The organism is Mycobacterium sp. SMC-8, from assembly GCF_025263565.1.
Classification (GTDB): domain Bacteria; phylum Actinomycetota; class Actinomycetes; order Mycobacteriales; family Mycobacteriaceae; genus Mycobacterium.
Genome location: NZ_CP079865.1, coordinates 3,550,592 through 3,560,162, shown reverse-complemented (window position 1 = coordinate 3,560,162; position 9,571 = coordinate 3,550,592). Strand labels below are relative to the sequence as shown.

Annotated in this window: 9 protein-coding genes; 2 read left to right on the top strand and 7 right to left on the bottom strand. The window is 67.3% G+C overall.

Translation table 11 applies throughout. The features are described 5' to 3' along the window. Nucleotides 1-2 precede the first annotated feature (2 nt). The 5 genes from KXD97_RS17200 to fabG form a co-directional block, all read right to left on the bottom strand. Complete coding sequence (locus tag KXD97_RS17200; protein ID WP_260751243.1) at nucleotides 3-1,187, bottom strand: CaiB/BaiF CoA-transferase family protein; 1,185 nt, start codon at nucleotides 1,185-1,187, stop codon at nucleotides 3-5. Between the two features lie 79 nt (nucleotides 1,188-1,266). After that, complete coding sequence (locus tag KXD97_RS17195) at nucleotides 1,267-1,935, bottom strand: GntR family transcriptional regulator (protein WP_260751242.1); 669 nt, start codon at nucleotides 1,933-1,935, stop codon at nucleotides 1,267-1,269. Between the two features lie 5 nt (nucleotides 1,936-1,940). Then, entirely contained in the window at nucleotides 1,941-3,134 is a 1,194-nt protein-coding gene (locus KXD97_RS17190; protein WP_260751241.1) for an acyl-CoA dehydrogenase family protein, read from the bottom strand. Next, complete coding sequence (locus KXD97_RS17185; protein ID WP_260751240.1) at nucleotides 3,131-4,345, bottom strand: acetyl-CoA C-acetyltransferase; 1,215 nt, start codon at nucleotides 4,343-4,345, stop codon at nucleotides 3,131-3,133. Before KXD97_RS17185 ends, KXD97_RS17190 begins: the two co-directional genes overlap by 4 nt. Continuing rightward, a complete protein-coding gene (gene fabG / locus KXD97_RS17180) occupies nucleotides 4,345-5,148 on the bottom strand; it encodes a 3-oxoacyl-ACP reductase FabG (protein ID WP_396884254.1) in 804 nt (267 codons plus the stop codon). Before fabG ends, KXD97_RS17185 begins: the two co-directional genes overlap by 1 nt. A 102-nt stretch (nucleotides 5,149-5,250) precedes the next feature. Here fabG and KXD97_RS17175 point away from each other — a divergent pair, with 102 nt between their 5' ends. Both KXD97_RS17175 and KXD97_RS17170 read left to right on the top strand, forming a co-directional pair. Next, entirely contained in the window at nucleotides 5,251-6,429 is a 1,179-nt protein-coding gene (locus KXD97_RS17175) for an acyl-CoA dehydrogenase family protein (protein WP_260751238.1), read from the top strand. Nucleotides 6,430-6,455: 26 nt separating this feature from the next. Beyond that, nucleotides 6,456-7,277, top strand: a complete 822-nt coding sequence (locus tag KXD97_RS17170; protein WP_260758018.1) for a mycofactocin-coupled SDR family oxidoreductase — start codon at nucleotides 6,456-6,458, stop codon at nucleotides 7,275-7,277. On the opposite strand, the gene KXD97_RS17165 is transcribed toward KXD97_RS17170, so the two are convergent. Both KXD97_RS17165 and KXD97_RS17160 read right to left on the bottom strand, forming a co-directional pair. Then, a complete protein-coding gene (locus KXD97_RS17165; protein WP_260751237.1) occupies nucleotides 7,248-8,156 on the bottom strand; it encodes an alpha/beta hydrolase in 909 nt (302 codons plus the stop codon). The genes KXD97_RS17170 and KXD97_RS17165 overlap by 30 nt on opposite strands. Beyond that, complete coding sequence (locus KXD97_RS17160) at nucleotides 8,153-9,493, bottom strand: NAD(P)/FAD-dependent oxidoreductase (protein ID WP_260751236.1); 1,341 nt, start codon at nucleotides 9,491-9,493, stop codon at nucleotides 8,153-8,155. The genes KXD97_RS17165 and KXD97_RS17160 overlap by 4 nt, the downstream gene beginning before the upstream one ends. Between the last annotated feature and the right edge of the window lie 78 nt (nucleotides 9,494-9,571).

The window sequence follows — 9,571 nt, the reverse complement described above, 5'->3', positions numbered from 1 at the left end:
GATCAGACCACCTGCTGCTCCCGGAGCTGGGCGACCTGCTCGGCGCCGTATCCGATCTCGAGGAGAATCTCGTCGGTGTGCTCGCCGAGCAGCGGTGCGCGGCTGCGGATCTCACCCGGGGTGGCTGACAGCCGAAACGGGGTCTCGATGATCGGGACGTCTCGCGGCGCGCCGGGGAACGGGACCCGCTGCAAGTACCCCATGGCCCGCACGTGCGGGTCGTCGAGCACCTCCTGCGTCGAGTGCATCGGCGCGGCGGGAAGTTTGGCGGCCTCCAGCAGTTCGAGCACTTCGGCCTTGGTCTTGTCGGCACACCACCGCGCCATGATGTCGTTGAGCACGTCACCGTGCTGCCACCGCAGGTCGTCGTCGGCGAAGCGCGGATCCTCGAACAGCCCGGGCCGGCCCACCAGATCACACCAGCGCTTGAACATCGACGGACCGGCGATCTGCAGCAGCACCCACCCGTCGTCCCGTGTGCGGTACAGGTCGCAGGGCGCCACCGAGGCGCCCTGATTGCCCATGCGTGGCTTGTCGGCGCCGAGCAGGTCGCGTTCGATCAGGAACGCGTTGGACAGCATCAGCGCAGTGGGCAGCAGCGCGCCCTCGACGTGCTGGCCCTCGCCGGTGCGGTCACGATGAAACAGAGCCATCATCACACCGATCGTCAAGGTCAGCGCAGTGCCGAAATCGGCGTACGGCACGACTGTCCGTATCGGCAAGTCAGGCAGGCCCTGCCGGTACACCGCACCCGACATCACCTGTCCCGCGCCGTCGAAGCCGATGCGCTCGCTATAGGGGCCGCCCTCGCCGTACGCGGTCGCGCTGGCGAGGATGATGTCGGGCTTGACGGCTCGCAGGGTGTCGTAGTCCAGACCGCTGGTCCGCATCCCCCCGGCGGGCATGTTGGCGACCACGATGTCGGCGTCGGCGACCAGTCTGCGGGTGATCTCCTTGCCCTCGTCGGTGGTGGAATCCAAGGTCAGCGAACGCTTGTTGCGATTGCACTGCAGGAATGTGCCGCCCTCGCCGCCGGCGGTGACCGACTGCACCCACCGGTCTTCGCCGCCCTCGCGCTTTTCCACCCTGATGACGTCGGCGCCCATGTCCGCCAGCAGCGCAGAACACCACGGCGCCGCGATGAAGCGGCCGTAGTCCAGTACGCGGATGCCGTCGAGAACCCCCATGCCTACCTCCCTCTGCGCGAGCAGACACAAACTCGCACCATTCAGCGCAACAGCGTGCGAGTTTGTGTCTGCTCGCGCATCATCCGATCACGCCGCGCTTGGTGAGATGGTCGATCAGCGGACCTGCCGCGGCGCACAGGTGTTCCGACATCGCCGCGCGCGCGGCCTCACCGTCGCGTGCCTTCAACGCCGCGAGCAGCGCGCGGTGGTCGCGCATCGACTGCGCCGGCCACCCCTGGACGGTCGGATACACCGATTCCAGCGCGAATCTGGTGATCTGTCCCATCAGCTGTGCGAGCTTGGGTGAGCCCGCCGTGAGATTGACGCCGCGGTGGAACTCGTGGTTGAGCCGCACCGCAGCCTCATGATCGTCGGCGTGGTAGGCCGCCTCCAGCTGGTCCTGCACCCGGCCGAGTGCGAGCAGCTGCTCGTCGGTGATGAGTTCGGCGGCGCGACTGGCCAGCACCCCGCCGATGTGGGCCTGCACGTCGGCCACGTCGGCGATGTCGCGGCGGGTGATGGGCAGCACGAGGAATCCGCGCCGGGGCAACTGTGTCAGGAGTCCCTCGGCGCTCAGGCCGAACAGGGCCTCACGTACCGGGGTGACGCTGATCCCGAGTTCGTCGGCCAGCTGCTCCAGGCGGATGTACTGTCCGGCCGGATACGTCCCCTCGAAGATGCGGCGCCGCACGAAACGCGCCACGTCCTCGGCGAGCTGCGGCCTCGCCGCGAAGTCCGGAATGCTCACGCCTGTCAGATCCGGTAGTCCGCCAGCAGCCGCTTGCTGATGATGTTCTTCTGGATCTCGCTGGTGCCCTCACCGATCAGCAGGAAGGGTGCGTCACGCATCAGCCGTTCGATCTCGTATTCCTTGGAGTAGCCGTAGCCGCCGTGGATGCGGAAGCTCTGCTGGGTGACCTCGGCGCACACCTCGCTGGCGAAGTACTTGGCCATGCCCGCGGCCACGTCGTTGCGCTCACCGGAGTCCTTGAGCCGTGCCGCGTTGACCATCATCAGGTGGGCCGCCTCGACTTTGGTCGCCATCTCGGCCAGCTGGAAGGCGATCGCCTGATGTTCGGCGATCGGTTTGCCGAAGGTGTGACGCTGCTGGGCGTAGCGAGTGGCCAGCTCGAACGCCCGGATACCGACCCCGCACGCCCGGGCGGAGACGTTGACGCGTCCGACCTCGACGCCGTCCATCATCTGGAAGAAGCCCTGACCGGGGGCCTCGCCGAGAATGTCGGACGCCTGGGCACGGTAACCGTCGAAGATCAGCTCGGTGGTGTCGATGCCCTTGTAGCCCAGCTTGTCGAGCTTGCCGGGGATGGTCAGCCCGGGCACGACTTCCCCGAACCCTGTGGGCTTTTCGATCAGGAACGCGGTCAGGTTGCGGTGCGGCTTGTCGGCGCCCTCATCGGTGCGGACCAGCGCGGCGACCAGGGTCGAACTGCCCCCGTTGGTGAGCCACATCTTCTGTCCGTCGATGGTGTAGGTGCCGTCGCCGTTGTCCCTGGCCCGTGTCCGGATGGCCGCCACGTCGGAGCCGAGCTCCGGTTCCGACATCGAGAACGCCCCCCGGGTCTCCCCGGTGGCCATCCGCGGCAGGAAGTGGCCCTTCTGCGCATCGGTGCCGTGCTGGCGGACCATGTAGGCCACGATGAAGTGGGTGTTGATCACCCCCGACACGCTCATCCAGCCGCGCGCCAGTTCTTCGACGCACAACGCGTAGGTCAGCAGTGACTCCCCCAGCCCGCCGTATTCCTCGGGGATCATCAGCCCGAACAGACCCATCTCCTTCATGGCGTCGACGATCGCCTGGGGGTAGGTGTCGGAGTGCTCGAGCTCCTGCGCGGTCGGGATGACCTCTTTGTCGACGAATTGCCTTACCGTCGCGACGATCTCAGTCTGGAACTCGGTGAGCCCCAGCGTCTGCGCCAGTCTGGTCACGATGCCACCCTTTCGAAGACCGCGGCCAGACCCTGTCCGCCGCCGATGCACATCGTCTCAAGGCCGTAGCGGCCGTCCCGGCGATGCAGTTCCCGTGCCAGTGTCGCCAGCATGCGGCCCCCGGTGGCCCCGACCGGATGTCCCAGGGAGATGCCCGAGCCGTGGACGTTGGTGCGTTCCAGGTCTGCCGGCGTGAATTTCCATGCGCGCATACAGGCCAGGGCCTGGGCGGCGAACGCCTCGTTGAGCTCGATCAGATCCATATCGGACAGCGCCAACCCGGCTTTCGCCAGCGCGACCTCGCTCGCCGGGACCGGCCCGATGCCCATGACGTCGGGCGCGACCCCGGCCACACCCCACGACACCAACCGCACCAACGGGCGCAGACCCAGATCGGCGGCCTTCTCGGGCGTGGTGACCAGACACATCGAGGCGGCGTCATTCTGGCCGCTGGAGTTGCCGGCCGTCACCGTGGCATCCGAATCCGATTTGGCGAGAACAGGTTTGAGCTTGGCCAAGGACTCCAGCGAGGTGTCCGCCCGCGGATGCTCATCGGTGTCGACGACCTGTGTCCCCGACCGGGCGGTCACCGTCACGGGGATGATGGTCTCGGCGAGCAGTCCGTCTTTTTGTGCGGTGACGGCCCGCCGGTGCGACAGCACGGCCAGCTCGTCCTGCTCCTCGCGTGGGATGCCGTATTCGCGGCGCAGGTTCTCCGCGGTTTCGAGCATGCCGCCCGGGACCGGGTAGTTCTTGCCGCCGGCGGTGGTGCGCCCGCGGGCCAGCGCGTCGTGCACGGTGATGCCGTTTTTCGCGCCGCCCCACCGCATGTCGGTCGAGTGGAACACCACGTTGCTCATCGACTCGGCACCGCCGGCGATGACGAGATCGTTGTTGCCGCTTGCCACTTGCAGGACCGCCTGGATCACGGCCTGCAGTCCGGACCCGCACCTGCGGTCGATCTGCATACCCGGCACCGTCACCGGCAGTCCGGCGTCCAGCGCGATAACCCGGCCTATTGCCGGCGCCTCCATGCTCGGATAGCAGTGCCCGACGACGACGTCCTCGACGGTCTCCGGCGCGACGCCGGTGCGGGCGAGCAGCCCCCGCACCGCGGTCACGCCGAGTTCGACGGCGGTCAGCGACCTGAACATCCCGTTGTAGCGCCCGATCGGGGTGCGCACGGGCTCGCAGATCACCGCTTCACGCATCACAGATGCCGTCCGCCCGTGACCTCCAGGACTGTGCCGGTCATGTACGACGACAGGTTCGAGGCCAGGAACAACGCGACGTTCGCGACCTCTTCGGGCTCGCCGGCGCGGCCCAGTGGAACCTCGGCCACCTTGGAGTCCCAGATACGTTGCGGCATGGCTTCTGTCATCGCCGACCGGATGAGTCCCGGCTGGATGGCGTTGACCCGCACCCCGAGGTAGGCCAGTTCCTTGGACGCGGCTTTGGTCATCCCGACGATGCCGGCCTTGGCCGCCGAGTAGTTGGTCTGGCCGACCATACCGACCTTGCCGGAGATCGACGACATGTTGACGATGGCGCCGCGCTTCTGCTCCCGCATCACCGCCGCTGCGGCGCGAAGACCGTTCCAGGTGCCTTTCAGATGGACGGCGATGACCTGGTCGAACTGCTCTTCGGTCATCTTGCGCATCGTCGCGTCACGGGTGATGCCGGCGTTGTTGACCATGACGTCCAAGGCGCCGAACTCGTCCACCGCGGCGGCGACCAGCGCTTCGACTTCGCCGGAGTCGGTGACATCGCAGCGCACCGCGCGTGCCACGTCGTCGCCGCCGAGCTTGTCGGCGGCCGCGCGGGTGGCGTCGATGTTCACGTCCCCGAGCACCACTCGGGCGCCTTCGTCGACGAAGCGCTGTGCGATCGCGAAGCCCAGCCCCTGAGCCCCTCCGGTGACCACCGCGATTTGACCTGTCAGCAACGACACCTGTTCACCCGTCCTCACGCCTGCAGGGATCCGACCGGACCATACCGGCCGCCAGACCGTCATCATATTTCATATACGATATCGGCCGAACGCGCCCCTACCCTTGTTCCGAACCTTGCGCACCATCTCCGGGCCACCCCGGCCGGTTTCCCGAGGAGTACCCGAGTGACCACAGCCAGCCAGACGAGTGAAGTCAGCGACGAGGATTTCCAGCAGATCCTGGCAGCGACCCGCCAGTTCGTCCGTGACGCGGTGGTACCGCGCGAACAGGAGATCCTGACCGCCGATCAGGTGCCCGACGATCTGCGCGAGCAGGCGAAGTCCATGGGTCTGTTCGGCTACGCGATCCCGCAGGAGTGGGGCGGCCTCGGACTGGATCTCACCCAGGACGTCGAACTCGCGATGGAGCTCGGCTACACCTCGCTGGCACTGCGGTCGATGTTCGGCACCAACAACGGCATCGCCGGCCAGGTCCTCGTCGGTTACGGCACCGACGAGCAGAAGTCGACATGGCTGGAAGGGATCTCCTCGGGAGAGGTGGTCGCGTCGTTCGCGCTGACCGAGCCGGGTGCCGGCTCCAATCCCTCGGGCCTGCGGACCAAGGCGGTCCGCGACCGTGAAGACTGGATCATCAACGGCCAGAAGCGATTCATCACCAACGCTCCGAACGCCGACCTCTTCGTCACGTTCGCCAGGAGCAGGCCGGCCGACGACAAGGGCGCCGGGATCGCGGTTTTCCTGGTCCCAGCCGACGCCCCCGGGGTTGAGGTCGGCGCCAAGGACAAGAAGATGGGCCAAGAGGGTGCATGGACCGCAGACGTCAGCTTCACCGACGTGCGAGTCCCCGACACCGCGCTGGTGGGCGGTAGTGAGGACATCGGCTACCGGGCAGCGATGACGTCGCTGGCTCGCGGCCGCGTGCACATCGCCGCACTGGCGGTCGGGACGGCGCAGCGCGCACTCGACGAATCCGTGGCCTACGCGGCCACGGCAACCCAGGGCGGGACCGCGATCGGCGAATTCCAGCTGGTCCAGGCGATGCTCGCCGACCAGCAGACCGGGGTGATGGCAGGCCGCGCCCTGGTGCGGGACACGGCGCGGCAATGGGTCACCGGGGCCGACCGACGGATCGCGCCGTCGGCGGCGAAGCTGTTCTGCACCGAGATGGCAGGCAAGGTCGCCGACCTCGCGGTGCAGATCCATGGCGGCAGCGGGTATATGCGGGAGGTGCCGGTCGAACGGATCTACCGCGACGTCCGACTGCTCCGACTCTATGAGGGCACGAGCGAGATCCAGCGGCTCATCATCGGCGGCGGACTGGTGAAGGGAGCCAGGGCGAGATGACCGGAAGCCGCGTGCAGGAGGTGCACATGGGGGGACGACTTGAGGGACGCGTCGCATTCGTCACCGGTGCGGCGCGCGGTCAGGGCCGTGCGCACGCTGTCCGCATGGCCAGGGAAGGCGCCGACATCATCGCCGTGGACATCGCCGGGCCGCTGCCGCCCTGTGTCCCTTACGATCACGCCACCCCCGAGGACCTCGCCGAGACGGTGACGCTTGTTGAGGCGACGGGTCGGCGCATCCTGGCCGCTGCGGTGGACACCCGTGACGGCGACGAACTCAGGGCGACCGTCGAGAAGGGTGTCGCCGAACTCGGCAGGCTGGACGTCATCGTCGCCAACGCCGGAGTCACCGCACCTCAGGCGTGGGACGAGATCAGCGCCGAGGATTTCCGCGACGTGATGGACATCAACGTGACCGGCACGTGGAACACGGTGATGGCCGGCGCGCAGAAGATCATCGACGGGGGTCGCGGCGGTTCGATCATCCTGATCAGCTCGGCGGCAGGAATCAAGTTGCAGCCGTTCATGATCCATTACACGGCGAGCAAGCATGCGGTGACCGGGATGGCCCGTGCGTTCGCCGCTGAACTGGGCAGACACTCGATCCGGGTCAACAGCGTGCACCCGGGTCCGGTCCTGACCGACATGGGGACCGGTGACATGGTCTCCGCACTCGGCAAGGCGATGGAGACCAACCCGCAACTGTCGAACATGATGACGCCGTTCCTGCCGACGTGGGCGGTCGAGCCCGAGGACATCGCCGACGCGGTGTGCTGGCTGGCCAGCGACGAGGCCAAATTCGTGACGGCGAGCGCGATCTCAGTCGACCAGGGATCCACGCACTACTGAGAGCGACCTGGTCAAGAACGTCACCTGATCGGTGACGGTCTTGTCGAACCAGTCGTTGCCGGGCCAGACGTCGAAGTGATCACACGGATAGTGGTGCACCCGGGCTCTGCCGTGTGTGGCCGTGGTGGCGACCGCCGCCGCGGGCACGTACTGGTCGAAGTCGGCGATCTGCACGAGCAGCGGGCAGCGCAACTTTTTGGCCGCCGCGTTGGTGCGCACGCCGATCACCTCCAGGCCGACCGAGCTGTCGATCTCGTTGCGCCACGTCGGACCCGCCAGCGCTGTGTAGCTCTCATAGGCACCGTTCAGCGCCAGGGCGCCGGGCTCGCCCACCGGCGAGACCAGCGGCATCATCGTCGGCGCGCCACCGCGGCGCACGGTGACCCTGCTCTTGACTCCGGTGAGGGTCCATCGCAGCGACGTCAGCAGGTCGCGCGATGCGGCGGCGGCGCGGCTGACCGCCAGCCCGCTGGTCAGCGGTGTCAGCGAGACGACGGCGCCGATGTCGTCGCGCTCGGCGGCCACCCGCAGCACGTGTCCGCCGGAGAACGACGCGCCCCACAGCCCGACCCGGGTGGGGTCCACTCCGTCGAGCTTCTTGGCGGCCTCGACTGCGGCATGGTAGTCGTCGATCTGCCTGCGCACCGAGAGCGATTGGCGCGGAACACCGCCCGAGGCGCCGAAGCCGCGGTAGTCGAACGCGAGAACATCGATGCCTGCCGCGGCGAACCGCTGCGCGAACGGCGCCAGCCCGGAATCCTTGGTCCCGCCGAACCCGTGCGCCATCACGACCACCCGCCGCAGCGCACCGCCGGACGGGAAATGCCATGCACTGCAGGCGTCGGCACCGCTGCGGAAGCTGACCTCGGATCTGGTCACCGGGCCACCGCCGCCACACGCTGGGCGCGCTTGATACCCGCCGGGATCTCTCGTTTGAGCAGATCGTGTTCGTAGACGAAGTAGTCGACCTGCTGCGTGTGGCGCGGCCGGTCGGTGCAGTGGCCCGCGTGCAGCTGTTGATCGGCGTCGATGGTCCGCTCCATCTCGTCCGTCGTCGGCAGCGCGTAGCGGCCGACGGCGTACGCGGCCAGCAGCCGGGATTGGCATTCGACGAACGGAAACAGGGTGGGCACCGCCTGGGCGAAGCCGATGAAGACCACGTCGTCGATACCCGGCTTGAACATCCGCTTGTAGAGCCGGATGTAGTTGCCGGGAGCGCTGATGAAACCGGGGTCGAAGAACGGGAAGGTGATGTTGTACCCGGTGGCGTAGATGATGACGTCGAAGTCGGCACTGGTGCCGTCCACGAAGTGGACCGTGTGTCCGTCGAGCCGTGCGACGTTCGGCTTCGGTGTCACGTCGCCCGACCCCAGCCGCAGCGGCAGTTCCACCGACTGGGTGGGATGGGCCTCGAACAGCTTGTGGTCGGCAGGCGGGAGCCCGTACATCGTCGGGTCGGTGCCCAGCATCGGCGCCACCAGTTGGACCGCCTTGCGCTGCCACGACAGCGGCAGATGCGGTGAGGTGCGCCAGAAGGTGTCGCCGGGGCGCCCGGCGATGTACTTCGGCACGATCCACGCAGAGGACCGCGTCGAGAGCGTCACCTCGTTGCGCAGTGCCTTCGAGGACAGCTCGACGGTGATGTCGGCGGCACTGTTGCCGATGCCGACCACGAGGATGCGCTGTCCCGTCAGCTGCAGCGGCGTCGACGGATCGATGTAGGAGTGAGAGTGGATCGACTCACCGGCGAAGGAGCCGGGGAACTCCGGCAGCCGGGGATCCCAGTGATGACCGTTGGCCACCACCAGCAGGTCGAAGGTCCGTTCGGCGCCGGCCTGGTCGAGGATCCGCCATCCGCCGGCGTCCTCCCTGGCCGCGTGCACCACACCATTCCCGAACTCGATGTGCTCGAGCAGCCCGAACGCGGCGGCGTACGCGTCGAGGTATTCCTTGACCTGGGAATGGTGGGGGAACGACGGGTAGTTCTCGGGCATCGGGAAGTCGCGGAAGGACAACCGGTGCTTGGAGGTGTCGATGTGCAGCGACCGGTAGGCGCTGCTGTGTCCGTTCGGATTGCCGAAGGCCCAGTTACCCCCGATGCGGTCGCTCGTCTCGAACGTCGTGTAGCCGACGCCGTAGTCCTTGAGCATCTTGCCCGCGGTCAACCCGCTGATGCCCGCACCTATCACCGCGACTCTGGGGGCTTCTCGCTGCACGTCACTCCTCACAGCACACGGCGGACCGCACGTTTTTGACGTACGTCAGATTATTCTGACGCTTGTCTATCACGGAGT